The organism is Collinsella aerofaciens (assembly GCF_032584215.1).
Classification (GTDB): domain Bacteria; phylum Actinomycetota; class Coriobacteriia; order Coriobacteriales; family Coriobacteriaceae; genus Collinsella.
The window spans coordinates 46,515-73,225 of sequence record NZ_JAWHPN010000010.1; the positions used below are offsets into that span (position 1 = coordinate 46,515).

Annotated in this window: 20 protein-coding genes and 1 tRNA gene; 1 reads left to right on the forward strand and 20 read right to left on the reverse strand. The window is 60.8% G+C overall.

Annotated elements, in window-relative coordinates; translation table 11 throughout:
* Positions 1–146: 146 nt before the first annotated feature.
* From mfd to RX395_RS04485, 19 genes are all read right to left on the reverse strand, one after another.
* On the reverse strand, positions 147–3,779 hold the full coding sequence (mfd, locus tag RX395_RS04395; RefSeq protein ID WP_316365746.1) for a transcription-repair coupling factor: 3,633 nt from the start codon (positions 3,777–3,779) through the stop codon (positions 147–149).
* Between the two features lie 157 nt (positions 3,780–3,936).
* Positions 3,937–4,602, reverse strand: coding sequence for an endonuclease III (nth, locus tag RX395_RS04400; protein WP_035136768.1), 666 nt, complete (start codon positions 4,600–4,602; stop codon positions 3,937–3,939).
* 63 nt (positions 4,603–4,665) lie between these two features.
* The gene (locus RX395_RS04405) at positions 4,666–6,468 is read right to left on the reverse strand and encodes an ABC transporter ATP-binding protein (RefSeq protein WP_316365749.1); all 1,803 of its coding nucleotides are present in this window, start codon (positions 6,466–6,468) and stop codon (positions 4,666–4,668) included.
* A gap of 127 nt (positions 6,469–6,595) precedes the next feature.
* Positions 6,596–7,951, reverse strand: a complete 1,356-nt coding sequence (rmuC, locus tag RX395_RS04410) for a DNA recombination protein RmuC (RefSeq protein ID WP_316365751.1) — start codon at positions 7,949–7,951, stop codon at positions 6,596–6,598.
* A 123-nt stretch (positions 7,952–8,074) separates the two neighbouring features.
* Positions 8,075–8,497, reverse strand: coding sequence for a hypothetical protein (locus tag RX395_RS04415; protein ID WP_316365753.1), 423 nt, complete (start codon positions 8,495–8,497; stop codon positions 8,075–8,077).
* A 437-nt stretch (positions 8,498–8,934) separates the two neighbouring features.
* A complete protein-coding gene (gene rbr, locus RX395_RS04420; protein ID WP_316365754.1) occupies positions 8,935–9,474 on the reverse strand; it encodes a rubrerythrin in 540 nt (179 codons plus the stop codon).
* 114 nt (positions 9,475–9,588) lie between these two features.
* The gene (locus tag RX395_RS04425) at positions 9,589–10,494 is read right to left on the reverse strand and encodes an HhH-GPD family protein (protein WP_316365756.1); all 906 of its coding nucleotides are present in this window, start codon (positions 10,492–10,494) and stop codon (positions 9,589–9,591) included.
* 21 nt (positions 10,495–10,515) lie between these two features.
* Positions 10,516–11,001 carry an RrF2 family transcriptional regulator gene (locus RX395_RS04430; RefSeq protein WP_195239506.1) on the reverse strand — a complete coding sequence of 162 codons (486 nt, stop codon included), beginning with the start codon at positions 10,999–11,001 and terminating at the stop codon, positions 10,516–10,518.
* 359 nt (positions 11,002–11,360) lie between these two features.
* Positions 11,361–11,438 (reverse strand) — tRNA-Asp (locus RX395_RS04435).
* A 408-nt stretch (positions 11,439–11,846) separates the two neighbouring features.
* Complete coding sequence (locus RX395_RS04440) at positions 11,847–12,314, reverse strand: YfcE family phosphodiesterase (protein WP_117584170.1); 468 nt, start codon at positions 12,312–12,314, stop codon at positions 11,847–11,849.
* Between the two features lie 97 nt (positions 12,315–12,411).
* The gene (locus RX395_RS04445) at positions 12,412–13,128 is read right to left on the reverse strand and encodes a LytR/AlgR family response regulator transcription factor (protein ID WP_316365760.1); all 717 of its coding nucleotides are present in this window, start codon (positions 13,126–13,128) and stop codon (positions 12,412–12,414) included.
* Between the two features lie 72 nt (positions 13,129–13,200).
* A complete protein-coding gene (locus RX395_RS04450) occupies positions 13,201–14,544 on the reverse strand; it encodes a histidine kinase (protein WP_055310084.1) in 1,344 nt (447 codons plus the stop codon).
* Positions 14,541–15,728: a glycosyltransferase gene (locus tag RX395_RS04455; protein WP_316365762.1), complete on the reverse strand. Its 1,188-nt coding sequence runs from the start codon at positions 15,726–15,728 to the stop codon at positions 14,541–14,543. The genes RX395_RS04450 and RX395_RS04455 overlap by 4 nt, the downstream gene beginning before the upstream one ends.
* 171 nt (positions 15,729–15,899) lie before the next feature.
* The gene (locus RX395_RS04460; protein ID WP_117646634.1) at positions 15,900–17,159 is read right to left on the reverse strand and encodes an MFS transporter; all 1,260 of its coding nucleotides are present in this window, start codon (positions 17,157–17,159) and stop codon (positions 15,900–15,902) included.
* Between the two features lie 101 nt (positions 17,160–17,260).
* A complete protein-coding gene (locus tag RX395_RS04465) occupies positions 17,261–18,205 on the reverse strand; it encodes a zinc dependent phospholipase C family protein (protein WP_316365764.1) in 945 nt (314 codons plus the stop codon).
* A gap of 92 nt (positions 18,206–18,297) precedes the next feature.
* Complete coding sequence (locus RX395_RS04470) at positions 18,298–19,032, reverse strand: LytR/AlgR family response regulator transcription factor (RefSeq protein ID WP_316365766.1); 735 nt, start codon at positions 19,030–19,032, stop codon at positions 18,298–18,300.
* Positions 19,033–19,070: 38 nt separating this feature from the next.
* Entirely contained in the window at positions 19,071–20,462 is a 1,392-nt protein-coding gene (locus RX395_RS04475) for a sensor histidine kinase (protein WP_316365768.1), read from the reverse strand.
* Between the two features lie 112 nt (positions 20,463–20,574).
* Entirely contained in the window at positions 20,575–21,852 is a 1,278-nt protein-coding gene (locus RX395_RS04480; protein ID WP_316365771.1) for a metal-dependent hydrolase family protein, read from the reverse strand.
* A gap of 131 nt (positions 21,853–21,983) precedes the next feature.
* On the reverse strand, positions 21,984–23,435 hold the full coding sequence (locus RX395_RS04485; protein WP_316365773.1) for an APC family permease: 1,452 nt from the start codon (positions 23,433–23,435) through the stop codon (positions 21,984–21,986).
* 354 nt (positions 23,436–23,789) lie between these two features.
* Here RX395_RS04485 and RX395_RS04490 point away from each other — a divergent pair, with 354 nt between their 5' ends.
* The gene (locus tag RX395_RS04490) at positions 23,790–24,791 is read left to right on the forward strand and encodes a C39 family peptidase (RefSeq protein ID WP_316365774.1); all 1,002 of its coding nucleotides are present in this window, start codon (positions 23,790–23,792) and stop codon (positions 24,789–24,791) included.
* A 188-nt stretch (positions 24,792–24,979) separates the two neighbouring features.
* Here the strand turns inward: RX395_RS04490 and arcC are convergent, their stop codons facing one another.
* Positions 24,980–25,942, reverse strand: a complete 963-nt coding sequence (gene arcC / locus RX395_RS04495; protein WP_006235166.1) for a carbamate kinase — start codon at positions 25,940–25,942, stop codon at positions 24,980–24,982.
* Positions 25,943–26,711 lie beyond the last annotated feature (769 nt).

Genomic DNA, 26,711 nt, shown 5'->3' on the forward strand with positions numbered 1-26,711 from the left:
TAAATACCCTTACAGGTTGAGCATAAGTGAGCGAAAACGTTCCATTTGTGGCAAGGTGGCCCGAAGGAGGAGGGAAGCGTACTTGCGTACGCGACCGACGAGTGAGGGTCAGATTGCCCAAATGGAGCGTTTGCAGCGTCGACCCGCTAGTCGTCGTCGCTAGCACCCAGCTGTTGCAGCAGCATGAGCGCCGCGGCCACCGGGCCGGTGCCGTCGTTGGCGTCGAGACCGCGACCCAGGCCGCTGCCCGCACCGGCGCCCGCCTTGTAGGGCACCGACAGCTTGCGGCTCTTGGGGAAGTTCACCGCACCATAGCGGGTCTTAAGCTCATAGACCACCTTCTTGGGCACGTCGACGCCCAAAAACGTGATGCGTCCGCCGCTGAGCGTAACGCTCTCGAGCCCCAGGCGCTCGCCGCGAATGCGGATGCGTGCGCGATTGAACAGGTTGAGTCCCGCCAACGGCAGCTCGCCATGCGCGGCCTCGGTCTCTTCCTGCACCTCATCGATGCTCTCCAGGTCCTCGGCCGCCGCGAGCTTGCGGTACACGAGCACGCGCTGGTCCACCGCCGGCATATACTCCTCGGACAAGAAGTAGTCGGCCGGCAGGTTGATGCCCACGCTCGCCGCCTCCACGCCGGCATCGTCATCGCCGCGCGCCTCGGCCACGGCCTGGCCCAGCATCTGCGTAAACAGGTCAAAGCCCACGCTCGACAGGTTACCGTGCTGCTCGGCGCCCATAAGCGAACCGGCACCGCGGATCTCCAGGTCGCGCATGGCGATGCGCATGCCGCTGCCCAGGTCCTGGAACTCAGAAAGTGCGGTCAGGCGCGCCGTTGCCTCCTCGGTGAGCGGCAGCTCGCCCGGGAACATAAAGTACGCGTAGGCCTGCGTGGCAGAACGGCCCACACGGCCCTTGAGCTGGTAGAGCTGCGCCAGGCCCAAGCGCTGCGAGTCCTCGATGATCAGCGTGTTGGCGGTCGCGTTGTCGATGCCGCTCTCCACGATGGTCGTGGCGATGAGCACGTCGATCTTTTTGGTCGCGAACTCGATCATCACGTCCTCGACCTCGCGCGGGCTCATCTTGCCGTGCGCCACGCCCACGCGTGCCTCGGGCGCGGCCTCGTGCACGCGCGCCACGGCGTCGTCGATGGTCTTGACGCGGTTGGACACGTAGTACACCTGGCCGCCGCGACCCACCTCCAGGCGAATCGCCGCGCTCACCACATCGGGGTCGTACTCCCCCACGTGCACGATCACGGGACGACGCCCAGTCGGCGGCGTGGTGATCAGGCTCATATCGCGCACGCCGCTCGTGGCCATCTGCATGGTTCGCGGAATCGGCGTTGCCGAAAGCGTGAGCACGTCGATCTGCTCGCGCAGGTTCTTGAGCTGCTCCTTGTGCTGCACGCCAAAGCGCTGTTCCTCGTCGATAATCACCAGGCCCAGGTTCTTGGGGTTCACATCGGCCGAAAGCAGACGATGCGTGCCGATGAGCACGTCGATCGTGCCCTCGGCAAACGCCTTGAGCGCGCGCTTCTGCTGCGCCGGGGTGCGGAAGCGGCTGAGCACCTCGACCTCAAGGCCAAACGGGGCAAAGCGCTCAAAGAACGTCTCGTAGTGCTGCTGGGCCAGAATGGTCGTGGGGCAGAGCACCATGACTTGGCGGCCGGAGTCCACGCACTTAAACGCCGCGCGCAGGGCGACCTCGGTCTTGCCGAAACCCACGTCGCCGCACAGCAGGCGGTCCATGGGCTTGGGCGCCTCCATGTCGGCCTTGATGTCGGCGATAGCCTCCAGCTGGTCGCGCGTCTCGTCGTAGGGGAAGCTCTCCTCCATCTCGATCTGCTCGGGCGTATCGGGCGGGCAGGCGATACCGGTAATCGACGAGCGGCGCGTATACAGATCGACCAGGTCAAACGCCAGCTTTTTGGCGTTCTTGCGCGCCTTGTTCGTGGCACGCGTCCAGTCGGCGGTGTTGAGCCTGGTCAAGCGCGGTTTATCGCCGTCGGGACCAACGTAGCGCGTGATGCGGTCGACCTGCTCGAGCGGCACGTAGAGCTTGTCGCCATCGGCGTATTCCAGCAAAAAGTAGTCGCGCTCCTTGCCGCCCACTTCCTGGCGCGCAATCTCGCTGAAGAGTGCGATACCGTGGGTAGCGTGCACCACGTAGTCGCCCGGCTTAAACGGGAAGGTGATCTGCGTAATGTCAACCTTGCGGCGGCTGCGCGCGCGGTTGGCGTCCATGCGGGCGTTGAGGTCGGCGATCGAGAACACGGCCAGGTTGGCATCGGGCACCACCACGCCCTGCGGCAAGGCGGCATCGACAAAGGTCACGCGCCCGCGCGAGATGGTGGGCACGGCGGCGCCGGCGGCAGCCTGCGCGGCACCCGCCTCGAGCGAGCGGGCGTTGAGCGCATCGGCCTTACGCTCGCGAATGGAAGCATGGGCCTCCTGGCGGGCAGCACGGTCGGCGGAATCCGCCGCTGCCACGCGCACGCGGTCGCCGATAGCGCCGGCATTTTCGGGCGCCGCGGTCAGCGATTCCTCAAAGGTAATGCCCTCGTCGCCAAAGGTGAGCTCCATCGACTCGCGCGCACCGCGGTCGGGGATGGCAAACACGCAGGCATAGCGCTTGCCCACGACCTCTTGGATGCGCGTCATAAAGCGATTGTCCGAGCCTGCGATGGCCGGCTGCTCAATCTTGAGCTCGGCCGTCACCGCGCCGCCGGCACGAATCAGACTCACATAGTTCAGGCGCTGCTGAGCACCAAAATCGAGCTGCTGGGCGCGTACATACAGGCCATCCAGTCGGTCAATCCCCGCCTCGCCGGCACGCGCCTCGATATCCTCGTAGGCGCGCAGACAGTCATCGAACAGCGAGCGCGGCTCGGACAGGACCACGAGCGCCTTGCCGCTCACGTGTGCCAGCGGGCTCACGGTCTGGCCGTACATCACCGGCAAAAAGCGGTCGAGCTCGGGCGTAACAATGCGTGCATCCACCATCTCAAGCAGCGCCGCCAGCTTGCTGTCGTCCTGGCTTGCGCGGTAGAGCGCCACGTGCATGTTGTGAACGGCATCGTCGGTAAGCGCCAGCTCACGGCAGGGGAAGATCTCGATACTGTCCTCATTGCCGATGGTCTGCCCCGTTGAGCTCACCATGCGGCGGATGCGGTCAATCTCGTCGCCAAAGAACTCAATGCGCACGGGTGCTTTCTCCTGCGCGGGAAACACCTCGACGGTGTCGCCGTGAACGCGGAACAGACCGGGCGCATCAGCGGCACCGGCATTGGTGTAGCCCATGCCCACCAGGCGCTGCGGCACCTCGTCAAAAGGAATCTCCTCGCCCACCGCAAAAGTGGTGGACTCCCAATAGCGGCTCTCGACCGGCGGCACGCAGCGCAGCAGCGCGCGGGCCGAGGCAACCATGATGCAGTTGTCCCCGCGCACGATGCGTCCCAGGGCCTCGCATCGCTGCGCTACCACGGCGTCGTCGGGCGCCTGCTCGCGCCACGGATAGTCCTTGCGCTCGGGAAAACGGCACACGTGCGCCAGGCCCACGTAGGCGGCAAGGCTGCGCGCGGCGCGATCGGCCGCATCCTCGCCACTCACAATGTAGACCGTCGGGCGCGGACGGCGCGCAAACTGGGCGGCCGCCATAAGCGTGCGGCCCGACTGCGACACGGCCAGCGTCACGTCCTCGCCGGCATCGAGTCCGGCCTCGACGGTCTGCAGCGCCTCGGCAGTGTAGAGCTGCGCGGCTATACGGTGAATGAGCATGCTGTTCCTCCGGCATCGCAACGCCAAAAGCCCGCCGGGGCAAGCTCGGCGGGTCGTACGTCAAATACATTGTCTGTCATGGTAGCGCATGGAGAGGACTCCGGCTCAAGGGCAAACCCAGCCCCGCAAAAAACGCCAGACGAAGATGCGTTCCGCCCTACCCCGCTACGCGCACGCTGGGGCACAAATCTGCCAGCGGACACTCGTCACATTTGGGTTTGCGGGCGTCGCAGATCTCGCGACCGAAGGTGATCCACTGATGGTTAACCGACTCCCAATACTCGTGCGGCAAAATCTTGAGCAAATCCTGCTCGGTCTTGAGCGGCTCCTTTGCATGCGTCTTGGGACTCAGCATCAGGCGGTGCGCAATCCGGTTGACGTGCGTGTCCACCGCAATGCCTTCCACGATGCCATACCCCACGTTGAGCACGATGTTCGCCGTCTTGCGTCCCACGCCCGGCAGCTTCACGAGTTCCTTCATGTCGGCCGGTACCTCGCCGCCATAGTCGGCGACAATCATCTGCGCAGCCTCGACGGCATGCTTGGCTTTGCTCTTGTAGAAGCCGAGTGACTTGATGGTGTCTGCCACGTCAGCCACGCTCGCCCCGGCCATGGCCTCGGGCGTGGGCCACTGGGCAAACAGCCGCGGCGTCACCTTGTTGACCTGCGCATCGGTCGTTTGCGCCGAGAGCAGCACCGCGATCAGCAGGCGGAAGGGATTCTCGTGGTCCAAAAAGCACTCGACCGGGCCATAGCGACGGTTGAGGCGCTCACACACCTCGATGGCGCGCTCGCGCTTGGCGGCATTGGTCTCGCGTGGCATAACGACTCCTCGGCTCAACGGCACAATAAACTTATGGACACAATTGTCCCACGTCCGAGACGCTTACGCCTCCAAGAATGCGCCGGTCTGACGGCTCCACAGGCTCGCGTACTCACCACCCGCCTCGACGAGCTGCGCATGCGTGCCGTCCTCGACGATCTCGCCATCGGCCAGCACCACAATGCGGTCGAGCGCCGCCACGGTGGACAGGCGGTGCGCCACCACAATGGAGGTGCGTCCACGCATCAGGTTTTCGAGCGCCTCCTGCACCAGCGCCTCGAACTCGCTGTCGAGAGCAGAGGTCGCCTCGTCGAGCACCAGAATCGGCGCGTCGGTTAGGATGGCGCGGGCGATAGCCACGCGCTGACGCTGGCCGCCCGAGAGCTTGACGCCGCGCTCGCCCACCATAGTGTCAAAGCCACGGGGCAAGCGGTCGATAAACTCGGTCGCATTAGCCAAGCGAGCCGCCTCGCGGATCTGCTCGTCGGTGGCGTCGGGGCGTCCGTAGGCGATATTCTCGCGAATGGAGCGATGGAACAGCAGCGCCTCCTGTGGCACGTAGGCAACCTGGCGGCGCAGGCTCTGCTGCGTGCAGCGCGAGACGTCCTGGCCGTCCACGAGCACGCGGCCGCCCTGTACATCGTCCAGGCGCAGCAGCAGCTTGGTGAGCGTCGTCTTACCCGAGCCCGATTTGCCCACCAGGCCCACGCGCTGGCCAGCCGCTACATGAAGTGTCAGGTCATCGAACACGCTCTCGCCCGCCGCAGCGTCACGGTACGCAAAGCTCAGGTGCTCAAAATCAATCGCGCCCTCGGTCACTTTGAGCTCAGGGGCGTCCGGGTCATCTGCCACCAAACGTGGCTCGTCCAGCACGCGCGTCATCTCGGCCGCATCGCCCAGCGCGCGGTTAATGCGCTGCATCATGGAGCTTACGTAGTTCAGGCGCATGGTGAGGTTATAGGTGTAGGTAAAGATCATGACGAGCGAGCCGGCCGAAATGCCAAACCACGCGTTGCCGCCCGCCACGAACACACTCACCACGGCCATGGTGATGACGATAAGGCCCGAGGTCGTAAAGTTGCGCTGCATCATGGCGTGCATCGAGACCGTCTCGGCGTCGCGCGCGGCACGATCGGCGGCGTCGAACAGATCGCGTTCAAAGTCCTCGCGCCCGCAGGTCTTGACGGCCAAGATGTTCGTGACCGCGTCGGAGAGCACACCCGAGAGCTTGTTCTGCGCGGCGGACGTCGCGGCCGAAAGCGGCATGATGCGCTTGTACATAAGCCAGACAAACGCGATGTAGACGACCATGATGCACACCAGGATCACGGTAAACGTCGGCACCACCGGGGCGAGTGCGGCCACGGTGCAGATGACCGAGGTGATGGTGGGGATGAGCGAATACACCGTCACGTCGACCAGACCCGTGTAGCCGCTCATAAAACGGCTCGTCTGGCTCACGAGCGATCCGCCAAAGCGGCTGGTATGGAATGTCATGGATTGGTTGGAGAGCGTGTCGAAGCATAGACGCGCCAGGTGATAGTTGCCTGCGATCTCGAGCTTGTAGACGGTGTAGTCCTGTAGCTTGGAGAGGATCTGACCCACCAGGTTAACGAGTACGAGCGCCAGGATATAGGGGCCGAAGACCTCAAACACCTGGTCACCCGCCACTGGACCGGCTTGAACGCGGTCGACAATGAGGGCCATCACATAGGTATTGGCAAACGTCAGCAAAAAGATGTAGCCCGCCGACGAGAACACCGAGAGAAAGACAATCAGCGGCTGCGTGCGCGTGACACCCCAAAACCGCTGCAGCGTGCGGCGCACGGTGGAGCGGCTGAGCGGGCTGGTGCTTCTCTGAGACATGGGCTTCCTTTCGCGTCTGATAGGGCGAAACGCCATTGTTGCACATTGGAGCACACTCCAGACAAGTGCGATACGAAAAGCGGTGGGGCGCCCGCGTTTGCGCCGGCGCCCCACCGTCTTGTTGCAATTAGCCTTCGTCTTCTTGGTCTGTGAGAAGGTCCGCGGACGTGAGTCCCAAGATCTCATCGGCTTGGTCGACGTCTTCCAGTGCGTCGATGTCCTTGAGCTTGCGCTCCATGACGTTGGTGCGCGTGGTGATGATGCCCTCGACCGTTTTGCCCGCGGTCTCGATCTGCTGCTGGGCGCGGCGCAGCGCCTTTTGATAGCGCGGCAGCTCGGCCTTGACGGCGGAGAGCACGCGCAGCACGTCGTCGGTACGTTTTTGCAACTTAAACGTCTGATAGCTCATCTGCAGACTGTTGAGGATGGCCGCCATGGTGCTGGGACCGGCAACGTTGACGTGATAGTCGCGGCCCAGGGTCTCGATAAGCCCGGGGCGGCTGACGACCTCGGCGTACAGTCCCTCAAACGGAACGAACAGAATGCCAAAGTTGGTGGTCGCGGGCACGCTCAGGTACTTCTCGCAAATGTCCTTTGCCTCGCGCTTGACCATGGTGTCGAGCGTCTTGCGCGCAGCCGCCACGGCCTCCGCATCACCCGACTCCTGCGCGTCGAGCAGGTGCTCGTACGCGTCGCCCGGGAATTTGGAGTCGATCGGCAGCAGCACGGGATCGCCCTCGTCTACCGGCAGCTTGACGGCAAACTCAACGCGCTCCGAGGCGCCGGGCTTGGTGGTGACGTTTTCCAGATACTGGTCGGGCGTAAGGATGTCCGCCAGGATCGCACCCAGCTGCACCTCGCCCAAAATGCCGCGCGCCTTTACATTGCCCAGCACGCGCTTAAGGTCGCCAACGCCGGTGGCGATAGATTGCATATCGCCCAGGCCCTTGTACACGGCCTCGAGCTGGTCGCTCACCTGCTTAAACGATGCCGACAGTCGGTCGTTGAGCGTGCGAGAGAGCTTCTCGTCCACCGTCGCGCGCATCTGATCGAGCTGCACGTTGTTGTCTTTGCGGATGGCGCCCAGCTGAGCATCAACCGTCTCGCGCACCTTGTCCAGACGATGCTCAATGCCTTCGCGGTTGGCGCCGAGCTGTTGGGCCGTCTCGCGGCGCAGGTCATCCATCCGGTCACCAGCTTGCGAGAACTCGCGTGCGATGGTCAGGTAGCGTTGCTGCTCCACGGCCGCATCGGTCGTCTGCTGCTGCGCGATGGCATTGGCCGTGCGGCGGGTTTCGGCCAGCGCGACGTTCAGGGCATCGAGCGCGTTGTTAGCCTGCTCGAGTGCTGCCAGCGTTTCCGCGCTACTGTCGCTACGCTCCCGCAACTCGGCACGCAGGCTCTTGAGTTGGAGGGCGCAAGCCACAGCAACCCCCACCGCCACCAAGGCGATCACAACAAGCACAATATCAATAGCAGACATAAACTCCGCCCAACAAACCCAATCGAGCACCAATCAATACCGAGATCAATCTTACCCCGCCATACACGCAGAGCGCCCCACGGCAATCGGACAAATGGATTTTGGCGCACAGGCATTAAAGCGCTAGCTCTCCCAGCTGGCGCGAATGGTTGTTATGACATCGCCTAGGCGCTGGCCGAGGGCTGACAGATGTTGGAGCACTTCGCCGGGCGAAGCGCCGTTGAGGATGCAGGTGAGCGCATACGAGACCAAGAAAATCGCCGCAAGTCCTAGCGGAATGAGCACGATCATCGCCAATGTGCGCAGGCGCTGGCCCACGCGGCGGCGACGCGTGCGGCGTTTGTCGAACGCAAGCTCCTGCGCATATGAATCTTGTTGTACGGAATAGTTCTCTGGCGCCAATCCGCCCGCAGGCGAAACCGCGGGCGTAACGTTTTGCGCAGGGGGCTGGGCGGCTACCCCTTGCATTTGCATCTCCATAAGTCGTTGCTGCTGGCGCAACATGCGCTCAGCTTGTTGCTGCGGAGTCTCAAGAAACAAATCCATGCTGGCCTCCAAAATCGGAGCATTCGACGCTTACGCCCAGCATCCCGCACCGCCATGACCGCGACAACGCAATCGCCGGCAATAGCCACAAAGTTTCTTTTGCTCAAAAGCTGTCGAAAAGCTCAACAACTCCCCTACCAGCACTTTCTCTGAGCTTTTTTCGCCAGCAATCTTTTGGCCTTCCACCCTTACGCCAACTGACCAAAATCTAACCAAAAGCTTGACGGAAATTGTGGAGACCGGGACCCCACACAAAAAGTGCCGCCCCAAAGGAGCGGCACACAAACTTATTATCAGCTTTTCTGTAACGAGCATGCGACGACTCAACGCCGGAGCGCAGGGCGGGGAAACCTTTGCCTCGTGCGACTCTGCGAAGCCGTGAGCGAGAGGGAAAGGTGTTTCCCCGCCCTGCGCCCCGCAGCAGCCAGCGCCAAGCGCTAGTAGTTCACCACCTGCTCCTCAAAGTACGCCTTGGGGTGGTTGCACACCGGGCACACCTCAGGCGCCTCGGCACCAGCGTGCAGGTGCCCGCAGTTCAGGCACTTCCACACCTTTACGCCCTCGCGCTCAAACACCTCGCCCGACTCGATGCGCTCGACGAGTTTGTTGTAGCGCTCCTCGTGGGCCTTCTCGACGGCGGCGACGCCACGGAACTTCTCGGCGATCTCGGCAAAGCCCTCCTCCTCGGCGGTCTTGGCGAACTCGTCGTACATCGTGGTCCACTCGTAGTTCTCGCCCGCGGCGGCATCGCGCAGATTGTCCAGGGTGTCGGGGACGGCGCCATCGTGCAGATACTTAAACCACAGCTTGGCGTGCTCGGACTCGTTGCCCGCCGTCTCGGCAAAGATATTCGAGATCTGAACGTAGCCATCCTTCTTGGCCTTAGATGCGTAGTAGCGATACTTGGTGTGTGCCTGGGACTCACCGGCAAAAGCGGTCTCGAGGTTCTTCTTGGTTTGGGAATTCTCAAAATCCATAGGTGTACTTCCCTTCAACACGTGCCGCCCATAGGCTTTGAGCGACCTTGTCTTTAGGATGCCCTCAAGCCGCGAATTTAAACCTTACAATCCCGTTCTTCAGATTTGAGCGGGCTACACACTCAACCAACGATCGTCCTCGGCTCGGCAAAAGCCCTCGCGCTCCAGGTCAGCTAGAATGCCCGCGATCAAGTCGCACTCGACCGGCCCGCGACCGGCTGCCGCTTCCATCTCGTTAACGCCCACCACGGCATCAGCAAGCGCAATCCCCGCCGGCTGCCCATCGCGCGCTGCCAACAACATACGCACGATATGCGCGCGCTTTTGGCGGCGCGAGCCCTCAAACTTGGACTGACGACTATAGCCCGCCGACCGCCTGGACGGATTGGGCAGCGTCTTTTTAAGATACGCGCCGTAATCCAGCAATGCGTAATACCACGCGCGCGGCGTGTCGGCATCGTCTTGAGGCGCGGCAAAGGGCGCGATCTCGTCCGCCGCCGCACCGGGGGCCGCCGGACAGGCAGCTTGGATCAGCGGCACCAGTTCGCGATCGGGAACGGCCGGCACATCGGGAAAGAAATGATGCAAAAAGACCGTGCGCACATTGGTCTCCAAATACACGCCCGGAAGATCAAACGCAAACGAACGGATGCCCTGCGCCGTTGCCGGGCCAATGCCGGGCAGAGCGACCAAGTCACGCGTCTCGCGCGGAAACTCCCCATCCCAGTCCTCTACAACGCACTGTGCAGCCCTGTGAAGCGCCAAGGCGCGGCGATTATAGCCCATCCCCTGCCACGCATCCAAGACATCGGAAGGGACAGCCTGAGCGAGCGCCTGAACAGTCGGAAAGCGATCGAGCCACGCCGGCATACGCGTCTCCACGCGCGGCACCTGTGTTTGCTGCAACATAACCTCAGAAAGCCAAATGATGTACGGATCGCGTGTACGGCGCCACGGAAGGTCGCGATAACGCAGGACCCCTTCCGAACGAATCATCGAACGAAAGGGGTCCTGAATCATGGCTATGCTCCTTATGCGGCGCTATTCCTCCCGGTAAGCGCACGCGCAGGTGGCGTACTCGGGAAACGCTTCGCGGTCGGCGAACTTGGGATCGACGGCTGGGAACTGGCGGTGAGCGACGATGTCGCCGAGCGAAACGGAATCGAGGTAGTCGCGCATCAACGCCTGGGCTCCGGCCCACAGGGGATGATAGCAGCACGTGCCCATGCGCGCACAGTCACCATCGGGCGCGGTGCAATCGTTCATAACCATAGGGCCCTGAACGGCCTCGACGACCTGGCGGATAGTAACATCGTCCGGACTGACCTTGAGACGCATGCCACCGTGGACGCCACGCAGGCTCTCCACAATACCGGCCTGGACCAAACCGTGCTGAATCGAGCGGGCAAACGAATACGGGACATTGACCTCTTCGGCAGCGGTGCGAACAGAAAGCAAACGCTCCGGATCCTCGGCAAGCATCGCCAGCATACGAAGGGCGTAATCAGTCTTCCTCGATATGTCCATTTTTCCCCTTTCAAGGAATACGAACAGCTCGAACGAGCTCCGGGGCCGAGCTTGTGTCGAGACGCTAAATGACCGCCAGGACATCCAAATGGTAAATCGGATATCCACTGAGTGCCGCGCTTGGAGCGAAATGCATCAAATGCGGCGCACAGTGCAATTTAGTATAACCTAACCCCCTGTCTCGTTGAACAGGTGTTGCGCAACAAAGCTGTTGTTCAGACAGATATACTTATTAGATTTTACTTGCGTTCCCGAAGGCGCGGGGATTCTGGGCGAAGATGCACCAGGGCGATCGTTCTATCGAAACAAAGTGCATCAAACGCAAAAAGCCACGTCCGAAGACGTGGCTTTAATTGCGTTGGCGGGAAGTACGGGGCTCGAACCCGCGACCTCCGACGTGACAGGCCGGCGCTCTAACCAAACTGAGCTAACTCCCCAGGCAGACGTTCGCGTTTGTTTCCGCTCGCGTGCGCTGCGGGGATTAGTATACACAGAAGTCTGTCTGGCGCGCAACAACTTTTTTGAAAAATTTTTTGGGGCCATCCGGGAGGGCTTCCGGGGCTGAGGGCGGGGGTTAAGTTTGCTGCTCTACAGTCCTGCGCAAGACGGAAAGCACATTAAGTGCTTTCCTTTGCGTGCGGAACTCGCGACAAACTTAACCCCCGCCCTCAGCCCCGGAAGCCCTCCCTGCCGTCACATTATTCAACCAGTTTTGCGGGCGTGCGCCGCTGCGCGGCTAGCCCGCGTGCTCCTCGGCGGGGTTGGTCTGATTGTTTTTGTTGAAGCTCTGCCTTTGGCTTAAAGAAAAACGAGGGACGCATCTGCATCCCCCGTTTTTGTTGCGGTTAGTCCAAGTCAATAAACTTAGTGCTCAGTATCTTGCCGTCTTTGACGAGCATTCTGGCCATGGTGGGGCCTCGGGTGCCTCTGGGGTAGCTGGCGCTGCCCGGGTTGAGGACTAAGCAGCGGCCCACTTGGGCTTCTTTGGTTACGTGGGTGTGGCCGTTGATGGCTACGTCTACGGATCCCACCGGAAGGTCTTCGCGGTAGTGGGCTACGGCGAATTTGAGACCTTCGTAGGTAAAGAGTGCAAGACGGTCTACATCGGGGCCGTAGTCGCGGTAGTAATCGTTGTTGCCCAGTACGGCCCGCACGGGGGCGATGGTGCATAGGTGCTCGTAGTCCATCTCCGACGTGAGGTCGCCGGCGTGGATGATCAGGTCTGCACCCTCAAGCTCATCCAGGAGCGCAGGCGAAAGATAGCCGTGGGTGTCCGAGATGATGTCGATGCGCTTGGCGCTTGCACTGTTCATGGGATCCCTTCCGCAAACAAACGATTCGGCAGATACATACAAAAAAGGCCCCACGGCTCCGCAGACGATGGGTCTACAGGGCTGCGGGGCCAGTGTGCTAGAGACTCAGGGCCTTCTTGAGCGGCACGACGCGGCGGCGCGAAACCGGCACGCGTTCGTCGACGCCCGTAATGCCCAGCTGGATGGCACCCGAGGGCACCGTCTCGACATCCGTGACGCACGCCAAGTTGACGATATAGCGGCGGTGAACACGGAAGAAGCCAAAGTCGCAGAGCTTGGCCTCAAACTGCGCCAGCGAGGTTGTCGACAAAAAGCGATCATCGACGGTATAGATGCAGGAGTAATCGTCCTTGGCCATGATAAAGCGAATGTCGTCCACGGGAATGAGGACCTTGCGGCCGCCCTTTTCCACCGGGATACGCTCGATGGTCACCTTGCTGTCCGTAACCGGCTTGGCGCGTTGCATGACCTTCTCGATCGCGCGATCCAAGCGAGCTTCCTCGACCGGCTTCATCAGATAATCGACGGCATCCACGTCGAATGCCTCGACCGCATGGTCACTATACGCAGTCACAAACACGATCGCCGGCGGATTTTTGAGCTTATGCAGCGCCTCGGCAAGTTGCAGGCCCGAGGCACCGGGCATCGAGATATCGAGAAACGCGACATCCACGCGACTTTCCATAAGCATCTCGATGGCGGAGCGGACGCTCGACGCCTCCGTGATCGTGCCGATCTTGCCCGTTTGCTCGAGCAGGAAGCGAAGCTCCGAGCGAGCCGGCGCCTCATCATCCACAATCATCGCACGCAGCATAGGGATAAAACCTTTCGTCAACTAACTACGCCGGGCATCCGTCGCATGACGTTGAGCCCGTAGCCTTTTATTTTACTCTTGAATGTCAAAGATGCTCTCTGACAAATCAAGATGAAGGAGCACTTTGGTGCCCTTGCCCGGCGCCGATTCGACACGCGTATAGGAGTGCGGCCCATAAAAGCGATGGATGCGCTCCGAAATATTGTGCATGGCCACACCGGCGCCGCCACCCTGGGGAGAGCTGGCGTCGGGACGGGCAGAGCGCTCGTCAAACAGTCTGGCGGCGGTACCCTCATCCATGCCCACGCCATTATCGGCCACGGCAATCAAGATTGCATCCTCGCCGTCTTGGTGAACGGTCACGTCGATCCTCAGGGCGTCGTCATCGCCCATACCATGACGTACGGCGTTCTCGACAATCGGCTGGATCACGAACGCCGGCACCAGCGTATCTTCCACGTCCTCGGACACATCGAACGTCGCAAGCACGCGGTCCTCGCCAAAGCGGGCCTTCTCAAAGGTAAGATAGCGCTTGGTCTGTGCGACCTCGCGCGAGACCGGAATGAGCGATCCCGAGTTGTCGAGCGTGGCACGATAGAACGATGAGAACTCACGAAGCAGTTCGCGGGCCCGCAGCGGGTCGGTGCGCGTAAACGATGCAATGGTGTTCAGCGTGTTGAACAGGAAGTGCGGGTTAATCTGCGCCTGCAGCGCACGCACCTCGGCGCGCGCTGTGAGTTCCTTTTGCACCTCGAGCTCGTGGATGGCGAGCTGCGTGGACAAGATCTCGGCAAAGCCCGAGGCAAGCGCGTACTGGGTACGGTCGACGGCGCGCGGGGTCTTGTAGTAGAACTTGAGCGTGCCGACGGTACGATCGCCCACCTTGATGGGGGCGATAATGCCGGCGGGAACTTGGTTGTGCGAGCCGTCCGAGCCCACGACATCCACCATACGGTTGAACGACTGCACGATGCCATGTTCGATAACGTAGCGTGTGGCAAGCGTGTGGATGGGAGAATCTGGCAGTAGTTTTTCCTCAAACTCTCCCGCGCAGGCAAGCACGTTGCCCTCGTCGGTGATGGCCACCGTCATGGCGCGCGTCTCGGGCAAAATGCGCCGGCACACCAAACGCGCCGACTCCTGCGTCAGACCGCCCTTAATGTCCTCGAGCATGGCCGAGGCCACCGAGAGCGTCTCCTCGGTGTACTGGGAGCGCACCGAATCGGGATTGAGCGTCAAAAAGATAAAGATGCACAGAAAGATGCACAGCAGCGCGCAGGCAATCACCGTGGCGATCGGCTCGATACCGGTCACCAAGGCAAAAATAAAGTACACCAGCACGCAAATGGCGCAGGCAACGGCAATGATGCGAAAGATTGATATTGAACTATCGCGCTGGGCGCGGCGGTCGATCATTCGGCCCCCTCTAGGATACTGATCAGTTGTGCGTCACGCCAAAGCCCGTCCATGATCTTGGGCCAAAAGCTCTGGAAACGCAGATAGCTTGCAGCGTTTTGGCGCGCATAGGCCTTTGCCTCGCCGATACCATGGCGCCAGATGCGCAGGTAGCCCTCATGCTCGCGGGTAAACACGCTGCGGACCATAGCGGTCTTGCGCACGCGGTCGTCGAGCTCGCGCGAAATCCACGGGCCCGGGTAGGGCATGAGCGATGCCGCCGTAACGGGAATGAGCTCCTTTTGATGCGCGGCGAATGTCAACTTGGCCCGTTCGTAGTACCAACGGTATACATCCTGCATAAAGCGCGGTGAGCGCTTTTCGGACTCCGGAGGCAGATGGCGCACGGTCCACTCGTTATCGAACCACACGTCGTAGCCAAACATGCGCATGTTAAAGAGGTAATCCAAGTCCTCGCCGCGGGTGATAAACGGGTCAAAGGCCACACGCGTAAAGGCGCGGGCGTGCAGGGCCATCAGGCCGCCGCACGCGTAGTTGGAGCGCGAGATGCGGGTGCCCGAGAGCGCCTTTTTCATCCAACGGTTGAACTCGATGCGCTTGGTCCACCAACGATGGCAGATGCCCGCCTTGTCCGTGGGAGCCAGCGGCGAGCCGTCGCGATCGTAGAAATAGCCGCTCTTGACCAAGATCGGCAAGCCCTGACGTGTCTGCTGCCCCAACGCATAGGTCGCGCGCTTCATAAAGTCGGCGTCGATGACAGTCTCATCGTCATCCAAAAAGATAACCGCGTCATGCCCCAGCACAGCGGCACAGGCTAGCCCCATATTGCGGATGGCACCGTAGCCTCGCAGGCTCACGCACTCGCCCGAACCCTTGGGCGCGATCTGAGCAACCCGGTCTGCGATGCGCGAGGCCTGGGTGTTGGTGACAACGGTGACCTTGAGCGTGGGATGCGCGTCGACAATCTCGTGCACGCGCAGCGACACATCGGCTGTGGCAGAAACGGGACAGACCACCAAAAGGATGATGCGCGGGATGTCACGTACCTGCTCAAGCGAGGCCAGGCAGCGGTCGAGTTCGGGATTGTCGGCGTTGAGTCGCGTCGAATGGTCATAGGTGCCAGGGGCGTTTGCGCAAGCGTCATCGCCCGCCCAATACGTTGGAATCACGACTGTGGCGTTCATGCCTTACCCTCCCTGCAACACAAAAACGGGACGCCGCCAAACACAGGCGACGCCCCGCGACCTAGCTGATTCCATCATACCCACTTGGGCAAATCATTGCTCGCAAGTCGCAATGTTTATTGCGGATAACCCCAAAAGAGTACCGTGGACAGGCACAATAGCCGCTCGCTCCTATGCGGCATGCTCTGCCGCCCGAGTCATGCGGGACAGGCGGACCAGCAGCATAAAGCCAACGACCAGCAGCACACCAATGGAAAGGACGCCCAGCGACGGGTTGCCGGTCAGCGAGGTGACGACCGACACCAGGAAGGTGCCCATAACGCTTGCATAACGACCGAAGATGTCAAAGAAGCCGTAGTACTCGTTGGACTTTTCCTTGGGGATAATGCGGCCAAAGTAGCTACGGCTGAGCGCCTGCACGCCGCCCTGGAACAGGCCGACCATAATGGCAAGCACCCAGAATTCAAAGGCGGTCTTTAGGAAGAACGCGGCGAACAGCACAATGCCCATATAGGCGGCGACTGCCACCAAGATCATGTTGAGCGTGCCCACGCGTCCGGCAAGCTTGCCGTAGATGATGGCGGACGGAAAGGCCACGAACTGCGTGACGAGCAGCGCCAGGACCAACTGGGTCGAATCGATGCCCAAGGCCGATCCGTAGCTGGTTGCCATGGAAATGACCGTGTGCACACCGTCGATATAGAAGAAGAACGCGATCATGTAGACCAGCACGGTCTTGTTGTGGGCGATCTCGCGCATGGTGTGTCCGACCTCGGAGAACACACCGCCCACGATGTGGCCGATGGTGTCCTCGGGACCGCGCTCGCGACCGTACTTTTGCTTATAGGTGCGAATGAGCGGCAGGGTAAAGATGAGCCACCAGGCACCGGTGATGATAAACGACAGACGCGTTGCCAGCATGGTGGGGACACCAAGAGCGGGGCCACCCATGATGAGCGCCAGGCAGATGACGAACGGCACGGTGGAACCGATGTAGCCCCAGGCATAACCCGAGCTGGACACGGCGTCCATGCGCTCGTCGGTGGTAATGTCGGGCAGCATGGCGTCGTAGAACGTCATAGAAGAGTTAAGGCCGATGGTGCACAGCACGTACACGGTCAAAAATGCCATGGCGGACATTGGGATAGCCTGCGCCAGGCAAAGCACCAGGCCCGTGAGGAAGAAGCCCAAGAAGAACTTGATCTTGTTGCCGGCGTAGTCGGCAAGCGCGCCCAGAATGGGCATGAGCATGGCGATGACCAGCGAGGCAATCGTCTGCGCATTGCCCCAGGCGACCACCAGGTCGGCCGAGGAAGCGCCGGTATTGATGGCGTTAAAGTAAATGGGCACCACCGAGGTATTGAGCAGCACGAGGGCCGAATTGCCCACATCATACATAACCCAGTTACGCTCGAGCTTGGTGTATTTCATGGACAGGGACCCTTCGTATTCGCCCGATATGCAGTTAGCTCATCGTACCCCAATTGTCCAGAACCGCCGGTAAGGATTCGGCAAAGGGGCACGCACGGGCCCTATTCCTCGCGGTCGAACTCCTCATCGGCATTGAGCACGCGACCGCTGTAGTTGACGTGACTGGTCACGGCATCCATGTCACCAGTCTCGATAAAACGTGCGACCGTGCACTCGTAATCGACCAGCGCGCGATTAAAGACCTCGGGGAAACTCTCGTTCGAGACCTCGTCGGTAAAGGGATTCTTCCATGTCAGATGGCCCAGGTTACCGGTGCGCTCGGGCAGCTCCGTCGTCACGCGATGGGCAAGGCCGTCGAGCAGCGAGTAGTCGTGCACCAAGCCCTCAACCAGCGAGATCGCGCGCGTCTTTGCGGAGCCGGCCGGCTCAATCGCGCGGTAAAGTCGCTGCATATTGGCAACGGCAGCACCGTACTCCCCCGCCGGAATGTCAATGCCGTACACGCGTCCGGCAACATAGCTCATCAGCACGCCGGCCACGCGATTGATGCGATCGGTAGTGACGATCTCGCCCGCCGGCGGGTAATCGTCGACCGTAGCGCCATCGCGTTTAAGCTGCAGCATCAGTACATCCAGGTCGCTCTCGATCACGGCATGGACCTGACTGCTCGAATCCTCAAGCTCTGAATCGGACTCCACGATGCCAAACTGCTGCTCATAGACAAAGGGATGGGCGTTGCGGTCGAGCACGTAATGAGACAGCAGGCCCAGCGCAAAGGCGCGACCCAAGCTGGCGTCGCGCGGCAGCAGATGCGACACGCCGTCGCGCAGGCACGCGAACTGGCGAGACATACGCGACCGATGCATGACCTGCGCCAGCAGCGTGCAGTCGGAAACACGCGGTGTCAGAATGTGAAAGAAAAACGGGTCGGGGCCTTGGTTGCCCAAGATAAAGGCAATGCGCTCTTCATCGGACGTGATGACGCCCTGCGGAAGACGGTCGATGCTTTCCTCGCCAAACAGATGATGGGTGATAAGCGCGGGCATAATGATCCTTTCGATTTCATTCGATGCCACCCATTATGCCCACCGCGCGCCCATGCCAAACCTGCGATGGTAAACGACGGTATGCAGACCGTCTACGCAAGCCCCAGGTGCGACTTGACCTCGGCGGCACGACGACGGGACACCGGTACCGTCGAGTTCACGCGGTCGAGCCTGAGCTCCATCAACCCCGTGGAGCCAATCTCAACATTGTGCACGTCTTCCAAATTGACCAGGTAGCTGCGATGAACGCGAATAAAGCCCTCGGAGTCCAAGCGACGCTCGAGCGAAGAGATCGACTCATTGATCAGGTACGTTCCCTCGGCGCAGATGGCGTTGCAAAAATCGGCGCGCGCCTCAAAGTAGCAGACGTCTGCGGCGGGAATGAACACCTTTTTGCCCCCGCGGTCCACCGTCAGACGCAAAGGTTGGCGCGGAGCATGGATAACACGACGGGCACCCAAGGCTGCCTCGATCTTGTCGAGTGCCTTTGACAGGCGTGCGTCCTCGACCGGCTTGACGACATAGTCGACCGCATCGAGGTTATACGCATCGGCGGCAAATTCGGCAAACGCTGTCACAAACACAACCACCGGCGGCGTCTTTAGGTTCTGCAGCGTCTCGGCAAGCTCAATTCCCGAGCGACCGGGCATGGTAATGTCTAAAAACAGCACGTCGGGCTTGTTCGACAGAATCGACTCCACGGCTTCGGTGACATTGCCCGCCTCGGCAATCTGACCCACACGCGCATCCTTTTCCAACAGATAGCGTAGCTCAGCCCTAATGGGAGGCTCGTCATCAACCACCAAGATGTTCCAGCCTTCGGACATATGTGCTTCCCCTCTTTTTCTCTCAATCCAACCGCGTGCTACGCCGTCAACGGCGCCGGCTCATGCGGCTCGCCGTTCAGCTCGACGATGACCTGCGTGCCAACGCCCTCCTGGGACTTCACGCGCATGCCAGAATCTTCTCCGTAAAAGAAATGGATGCGCTGAAGCACGTTGAAGAGCGCCAAGCCGCAGCCTCGTTTGATGGAGCCGTCGGCGGTAATACTCTCGGGCTCCTCTCGGCGATGCTGCTCAAACAGATGCGCGCAGACTTCTTCGCTCATACCGATGCCATCGTCCTCGACGATGATCTCCAAACCGTCATCGGTCTCGAAAGCCCTAACATGAATAGAAAGCGGCTCGGTCTCGCGCTGCGCGTGCTTGATGCAGTTTTCGAGCAACGGCTGCAAGATAAACGGCGGTACCATGCAATCGCGCACCTCAAAGTCGATATCGACCGAGACGCGCAGACGACCGTCGCCATAACGAGCCTGCATAAGATTGATATAGCGAGTGCCCTGTTCCACCTCGTGCTCGAGCGTTGTGAGGGTATCGGAATCAGAAAGCGTCTGACGGTAGTAATTGGAAAAGTCAATCAGCAGCGACCTGGCCTTGTCCGGCTCGGTACGTACGAGCGACACGATGGTGCTGATGGTGTTAAACAGAAAATGAGGATCGACCTGCGATTGCAAGGCGCGCAGCTCCACGCGGGCCGTAAGCTCGTCCTGGCGCTCGAGCTCAAAGCTCGCAAGTTGCGTGGAAATGAGGTCGGCAAAGCCCGAGGCAAGCGCCGTCTGGCGCATATCGATGCTGCTCAGACGGGGATAATACAGCTCGAGCGTGCCCACGCAATGCCCGCGCACGGTAAGCGGTGCGACAATACCGGCGCGCAGGCGCGGAAAGTAGCCACCCGTCTCGGTCGAGGCGTCGCGCGAGAACACGCTTTGCTCGCCGCTGTTGATCACGTTGAGCGTAGTCCGCAGTACCACCGGGGTGCCCGCGGGGCATTTTGCCGAGTCCTCGCCCCAGCTCGCCAACACCTGCTTGCCGTCGGTAAAGCAGATGGCAGAGGCGATAGTTTCAGACAGGATGATCTTAGAGGCGCCCAAGGCAGCTTCGGGCGTAAGGCCGCGCGACGTATAGGCGAATATTTTTGAAGCGATGGCGAGCGTGCGGTCGGTTGCGCTCGATGTGAGGTCGTCGGGAACGACAAAGACGTACGAGAAGAAGAAGCACAGCATGACCAAGCCGGCAATGACGACAACGGCCGGAACGGGATTGGGATTATCGGTTAGATCCCAGATGAGCAGCAGGATAAGCAGCGGGACGACAATACCGAGCAAGATGGCTTGAACCACATGCTGAGCGGTACGAAAGACCTTGGTAGAGTTGTAGCTCTTGCCTAGAATCAGCCTATTGAGATCCACCGTCATCTCCTTCTTACTGACGCACCCCATAGCAATAAAGAGGGCCGCAAGCGACCCTCTCCATTGCATTATGCAATCAAATACTGTGTTTTACATCAAGCCATCGATGAACGGTAGCTTAGGCGCTGTACTTGTTTGCCTCGCCGAAGGTGCCGGCCTCGACAATCCAGCCGTCCTTCATGATGACGTCCATGTTGTCAGTGTTGAGCACGTGGATGTCGGCAGCGACGTCACCGTTGACGACCAGCAGGTCGGCGCACTTGCCGGCCTCGATGGAACCGGTCTCGTCCTCGATGTGGCACATCTTGGCACCGTTGAGGGTTGCACAGGTGATGGTCTCGACCGGGGTGAAGCCGATCTTGTCGACGAACTCGTACATCTCCTCGATGGAGCAGGTGCCGTACGGGGTGACGAAGGAGAAGGAGTCGGAGCCGATCGTCATGACGACGCCGCGCTTCTTAGCCTCGCGCAGGCAGTCGTAGTTGCGCTGCAGCTCCTTCTCGACCAGGGTGCCCTCGTACTTGTCGTGCAGCTCGGGGACGTAGACGGGCGGATAGGTGGCGTACCAGGTGGGCAGGAAAGCGATCGTCGGGGTGAAGAAGGTACCCTGCTCGGCCATGAGGTCCATGGTGCGCTCATCGATATCGAAGCCGTGAATCAGCTGCTCGCAGCCAAAGCGGACGGAATCGTAGGCAGCGGCGTGGTTGTTGTAGCAGTGGCTCCACACGGGGATGCCGACCATCTTTGCCTCTTCGACCACGGCCTGGATCTCCTCGGAGCAATAGTGCTGGTCGCGACCGGAGTCCCAGCGCCAGATGCCACCACCGGTTGCCCAGATCTTGATGGCATCGGGGTTCTCGCGCAGGCGACGACGGACGGCCTTGCGCAGCTCCCAAGGACCGTCGACCTGATCGCCCCAGGGGTGGGATTCCTTGTTGAGCTCCTGGGTGCAGTGGTGGGAGTCACCGTGACCGGCAACACGGCAGAAGCCCAGACCGGTGGCCAGAACGCGCGGGCCCTTAAAGACGCCCTTGTCGATGCAGTCACGGATCTGGATACCAAAGCGGCCGATCTCGCAGACGGTGGTGAGGCCGTGGGTGAGGCAGTCGTAGGCCTGCTTGACGGCGACGGCCTGCTTCTCGAGGAGCGGCTGCATGACCCAATCGGTGTCATCGTCGGTCAGGTTGCCCGAGAAGTGCAGATGGGTGTCGATCAGGCCGGGAAGGACGGTCTTGCCGGCGGCGTCGATAACCTCAACGCCCTCGGGAAGGTCCTGCATAGCACCGGCGTACTCGATCTTGCCGCTGTCGTCGACGAGAACGAGGGAGTTCTCGACCGGCTCGGCACCGGTACCGTCGATGAGCTTACCGCCAACGATTGCATACTTAGTGGACATGGTTCCTCCTTATGGATCCATATAGTGGGCGAGGCCGTGTTGGGTTAAGGCCTCACAAAGCTACCCAAGTGGCGCCGGGTTCGGTGCACGGAAGAGAGGGTCCCGCGCACCCGATCCGCCCCGGCTCGGCGTTACTTTTTGCGGGAATTGGTGAAAGCCATGAGGGCCAGGCCAATAGCCAACCAGCCGATCACGATGCTCCACTCCACCATGTTGAGGGAGGCGGGAGAGAACGGAATCACGAGCAGGCCGATGATGATGGCGCAGGCAGCGATAGCGAGGCCGATGCCAAACTTGCCGCCGGGCACCTCGTAGGGACGAGGCAGGTCGGGCTCGGTGAAGCGCATGCGCAGGCAAGCGAGGGCGACCATGCCGCAGGAGAAGATGAAGGCGAGAGCCGACACGTTGGTCAGAGGGATGAGCATGTTCTTGCCCAGGAACGGACCGACGACGGTGATGACGCCCAGAACGACGCAGGCAAGCTTGGGAGCGCCGGACTTGGGGTCGACCTCGGCGAACTGCTCGGGCAGCTGGCCCTTGCGGCCCATGGCGAGCATGATGCGGCTCGTGGCGCCGTAGAAGGAGTTCATCGGGCCCATGGGTCCAAGCGTGGCGATGACGAGCATAGCCAGGTACAGAAGCATGTTGATGCCCTTGAGGCAGGCAAGCGCGGGAACCGGGCTCTTAACAAACTCATGCCAGTCGAGGATGGTGCCGAACGAGTAGATGCAGACCATGTAGAAGCCGCCGGCGGCCAGCAGGGCCAGGGAGATGATCTTGCCGAACTTGTTCCAGTTGAGGCCCTCGGCTGCTTCCTCGGCCTGCTGAGGAATGGTGTCGAAGCCAGCGTAGAAGAACGGGGTCAGAACCAGGACCGACACGATGCCGGCAAACAGGCTGGAGCTCTCGGTAGCGGCCTTGCCGCCGCCAGCGCCGGTGACCTGGGAGAACACGGGCATGGCATTGTCCGGCGAGCCGGTGAACAGCGAGACGCCCATGGCGAGCAGCATGCCGCAGAGCAGGGCCTTGGTCAGGAAGGCCTGGAGCTTGGCAGCCGAGCTGGCACCGCGGAAGTTGAGGAAGATGACGTAGACTGCAAAGCCGAGCGCGATCAGCGTCGGGAACAGGTAGACGTCGGCCCCCAGTATGGTGTAGAGCTTGACGGCGCGCAGCCACTCAAGGCCGGGCAGGCTGCCGAACATCTCGGACACGAGGGTCGAAATGGCGATGGCCTCCCACGGGCACAGGATGCCGTTGCCCAGGGCCAAAAGCCATCCGGTGATGTAGCTCAGCGTACGGCCAAAGCTACGATCGACATACTCGACGATGCCGCCCGAGATGGGGATAGCAGCCGTGAGCTCACCGAAAACAGCTCCGACGGGCACGAGGAAGATTGCACCCAAGAGGAATGCGATCATAGCGGGAACGGGACCGCCGCCCACGACCATCCAGTCGCCGACCTGCAGAACCCAACCGGTACCGATGATGGCACCGAAGCCGATGGTAAAGAAGTTCCAGAGCGAGAGCGTTTTCTTCATGCCGCCGTTATCCTCGACTGCAACTTCTGCGTTCTTGTCCGCCATTGTTCCCCTCCTTTCCTATTTGACGCCCTTGGCGTCACCCCTTGCGCGGTCCGTTTTGCCGCGCGCTTTTATTCCATGGCTTTAAGATACGGCCTTGGCGCAGCAGCGCCGCTCGCAGCTCGACCGAAGGCAGAACTGCAAAACGAGCGGCACCGTTTTTGGGACGAACGGCGGGAGACGTCATTCGTCTTGGACGCTTTCATCTTGTCTGCTTTTGAATACCTGTTGCCGTGACGCTAGGCGCGCGGCGCGGCAACGTTCATACCATTTGTCAGGCTTTTGGCGCACATACCCATGTGTCGTGCATCTTTTTATGTAGGATAAACAAGTTACACATGAGGCAAGGTGATTCGAATGGCATACGGATACAATGACGGCGACCAACGGCCACAAAGCGTGCGCCTTGCCGGCCGCGCCACGCCAACGCCCAGAATCACCTCCGACAACGACAACCCGCAGCGCCCCCAAGAGCAGCTCGGGGCTTCTTCGCGGCAACAAAGCCGTACCGTGCAGCAGTCAGACCGCGTGAGTACGAGCACACGCCAACGCCAGACCGACACATCGCAGCCACGCCGCTACGATCGCCGTAAAACCGACTACTACGTCAAGCGCTCCTTTTCGCGACCTCAACGCGATCGCGGCAATTCCGCCCCTCACCCTGCGTCACACGCCACAAGCCACGCGCTTCCGGCCCGCCGCCTACGCCTTACGCTTTGCTCCATCGCCGCCTGCCTCGTCTTTGTGTTTTTGGGATCCTGTATCTCCCACGGATCAGCCGGTCTTGAGCCCACTGCCGAAGACAAGCTGCTTAAAGCTCCCGTCGCACCCGGTTACTCCTTTGCGTTCTCGACCCCACGCTCGCAATGGCAGGCCGGCACCATGCCCCACATCTACCAAATTGACCCCGCATGGTCGGAGCTGCCCTATGCCGGTGGCACTATTCGCGAAAACGCTTGCGGTCCTACCTGCCTCACCATGGTCTATATCTTTAAGACCGGCCATACCGATAAGACGCCGGTCGATATATGCGCACTGGCCGAAGCCGGCAACTACGCCCCCACCGGTGCCACCGAGTGGTCGTTTATGACAGGCGGTGCGTGGCAGCTGGGGCTCAACGGAACACAGCTCTATAACGATCGCGAATCGATTACCCAAGCACTTCGCTCGGGTGTGCCCGTCATCGCCGCAGTGCGCCCCGGTACGTTTACCAACGTAGGCCACTACATCGTGCTCTACGGCATCGACGATGCCAACCAGATTGGCGTCTACGACCCCAACTCGGCCAGCCGCAGCGCCCGCCGCTGGGGCGTCGTAGAGGTCCTCAACGAAGTCGAAGCCATGTGGGCCTACTACTAGTCATTGGGGACAGACTTAAATGAGTGGTCATTGGGGACGCTCTTGTTTGACTAGTCATTTAAGAACGTCCCCAATGACTAGGTGAATAGCAAAAGCCCCGCAGTCGGAGCGGACTGCGGGGCTCATGAAGAGAGGCTAGTTTGTGGGCGCTTTGCCTAGCGCCCACGAGAGAGGCAACAGAGTAGAGACTACTCGTGGATGCGGGTACCGGAGAGGCCAGCCATGGTCTCGGCGGCCTTGTCCAGAGCGCCGATGATGCAGGTACGGCCCTTGCGGGAACGGGCGAACTTGATGGCAGCGCGGACCTTGGGCTCCATGGAACCCTTGCCGAACTGGCCCTCGTCGGCCAGGCGCTCGGCCTCGTCGGCGGTGAGGTCCTCGAGCTCCTCCTGGTTGGGCTTGCCAAAGTTGATGGCGACATGCTCAACGGCGGTCAGCAGGAACAGAACGTCGGCGTCGCAGTCCTCGGCCAGCAGCTCGCCGCCCAGGTCCTTGTCGATGACGGCGGGAACGCCCTTGTAGCAGCCCTTGTTCTCGTAGTCGCGGACGACGGGGATGCCGCCGCCACCGCAGGCGATGACGATGAACTCGTTGTCGAGCAGGTTGAGGATGGAGTCAGCCTCGACGATCTTCTTGGGATCGGGGGAAGCGACGACGCGACGCCAGCCGCGGCCGGAATCCTCGACGAAGACCTTGGAGGGATCCTCGGCCATGAACTCCTTGGCCTGCTCCTCGGTGTAGAAGGGGCCGATCGGCTTGGTCGGGTTCTTGAACGCGGGATCGTCGGGGTCGCACTCGATCTGGGTGACGACGGTGGCGGCGTGCCAACGCTTATAGCGCTTGTGCATCTCGCGGCCGATGCCCTGCTGCAGGTGATAACCAATGTAGCCCTGGGACATGGCGCCGCACTCGGGCAGCGGCATCTCGGGGGTGCCGATGGCATCGTGGGCAGCGGCGAAGGCGTTCTGGATCATGCCGACCTGCGGGCCGTTGCCGTGGGTGATGATGATCTCGTTGCCCTGCTCGATGAGACCGAGGAGAGCGTGGGCGGTGTTGCTCACGGCCTCAATCTGCTCGACGGGGTTGTTGCCGAGGGCGTTGCCGCCAAGGGCGACGACAATACGATCGGGCTTGCCAAGAGGCTTAGACATTGCTGGAATCCTTTCTGTAAAAGGCCTACAACCCATTAATAACCCGCGTCCGTGCGATGCGCGAGTTTATTAAGGTTTCTATTCTCTTTATCGCTCATTTTATTCATTTTGAAAATAGCGGAACGGTGAACGGTCGTTTTTGTCCGCTCAGCGTACAGAACACCAGCTCAGACATATCTACGCCATTTACGTGCAACTATATTTAAATGCAGCGAGGATTATGTCGGATTATGCAAACTACATCTCTGCTAAACACAAAACGGACAGCGCAATATCTTACTCGCGCTATACGAGATTCTATGCACTTATAAGTCGAGTATGCACCCCTGCAAAAACAAGGGGCTTTTCATCCAGCATAAGGAATAAAGAAGGGCTCCGAAAAGGCGGCAACAGCCAAGTCCCCCATCCATCCCCAAAGTGGCGCGAGGTTTCGCGGCAAAGCCACGAAACAGCGAAGGGGACGGAATACCCGACCAACCACATCCGTCATCCGCCCACACAATCCGAGGACGTAGCCGTAGCAGGATCTGAGGGCTAGCCTTCGCGGACACTCCGCACTGATATCTTCTGTATTGAAGACGTCGATGATGCACCCGTATACCATTGACGTCGACACCATCAGATGCGGACCGCGCGGTGACGCCACATTCCGCTGGCGCCCACAGGGCTGCCCTCGTTTCCTGACATGTCCCGCGCGGGCCGCGGCGAGCCGAGACCGCCGCATGACCTAATAGGAGCATGGAGCGATACCGCGGACCCGAACAACCGC